The sequence below is a fragment of the Streptomyces sp. NPDC050388 genome (assembly GCF_040655635.1).
Lineage (GTDB): Bacteria > Actinomycetota > Actinomycetes > Streptomycetales > Streptomycetaceae > Streptomyces.
In genome coordinates this window covers 1-1441 of record NZ_JBFAKH010000268.1, presented here as the reverse complement: position 1 = coordinate 1441, position 1441 = coordinate 1, and the positions used below count along the sequence as shown (strand labels likewise).

The 1441-nt window shown below is 73.8% G+C and carries 1 protein-coding gene; it reads left to right on the top strand.

The genetic code is table 11. From position 1 onward, the window contains the following. Positions 1 to 123 precede the first annotated feature (123 nt). A partial coding sequence (locus tag AB0I73_RS41280) for an ArsR family transcriptional regulator (RefSeq protein WP_363045514.1) occupies positions 124 to 1441 on the top strand: 1318 nt, incomplete at its 3' end.

Below are 1441 nucleotides of genomic sequence, written 5' to 3'. Positions count from 1 at the left end.
CGAAGCCGGCCTGAGCCGACGGCGGAACGCGGCACCCCTCGAGTGCGTGTCCGCGCGTGTCGCGGCGTCCGGCATTCGAGGTTGTACTGAGGGTGGGGGCGCCGCCGAGCGAGGGGAGCAGCCGTGTCGCCGTCCGACGTTTCCCGCCCCGCGAAGCCGGAAACAATCTTCGACCGCGACGCCGAGTGGGACGCACTCGTCGCGTTCGCCGGCGACACCCGGCCCGGCCCCGGACTCGGTGTCGTGTCGGGCCGGCTGCGGCAGGGCAAGACGCACCTCCTGAAGGCGCTCACCGCGGCCCTGGGCGGCTTTTGTTTCGGGGCGCAGCAGGCCGCTCGGGCCGAGTCCCTGCGCCGTCTCGGCGACGAGCTGGCCCGGTACGCGGGCGCAGCGCCACCCGGCCACCCGCCCCGCTGGGAGGACGCCGTCGACGCGCTGCTCGCGCTGGGTGAGCGAGGGCGGCCCGTACCGGTCGTCCTCGACGAGTTCCCCGACCTGGTGCGGCAGAGTCCCGAGCTCCCCTCCGTCATCCACAGCGCCTACCGGCGGCTGCGCGAGACGGGGCGAAACAACCGTACGCGCCTGCTGCTCAGCGGCAGTTCCCTGCCCGTGATGCACCGGCTGTTCGGCGCGGCCGCACCGCTGCACGGACTGGCCGAGCTGGACCTCACCCTTCGCCCGCTGGACTTCCGGCAGGCCGCGCGGTTCTGGGGCATCGACGACCCCCGCCTCGCCCTGCTGGTCCACGCCGTCGTGGGCGGAACCCCCGCCTACCGGCCCTACGCCGCAGACGACGCCCCCAGCGGGCCGGACGACTTCGACACCTGGGTATGCGGAACCGTCCTCAACCCCCGCACCCCCTTGTTCCTGGAGCCGCACCACCTGCTGCAGGAGGGAACCGACCACTGGGACCGCGCGCTGTGCCACTCCGCGCTCGCCGCCATCGCCACGGGCTGCCGGACCCAGGGCGAGATCGCGGAGTGTCTGGGCACGCCGCTCACCGACGCCTCACACTGCCTGGCGCTCCTGCAGACGAACGGCCTGCTGTACGGCGAACCCGACGCCTTCCGGCCGCACCTGGTTCGGCTGCGGATCGCAGAGCCGCTGCTCGCCTTCGAACACGCGGTCGTCCGGCCCCGGCGCTCGGCGTTGGAACAGCAGGACGCCGGGGAAGTCTGGCGGCGCGCGCGTCCCGTCTTCGACTCCGCGGTGGCCGGCCCCCACTTCGCACAGATCTGCCGGGACTGGGTCATGGACTTCGCCGGCCAGGCCGTCTTCGGCGCACCCCCCGCGACGGCGGCTCAGGGCTCGCTTCCCGATCCGGAGCAACACGCCGGTTTGGACGTGGCAGCGGAGGTGGTCGTACGCGGCCGGGCCGACGCCCGTCCCGGACCGCTGCTGTCGGTGGGGGTGGCGCGCTGGGACGAGGTCATGGACCTGC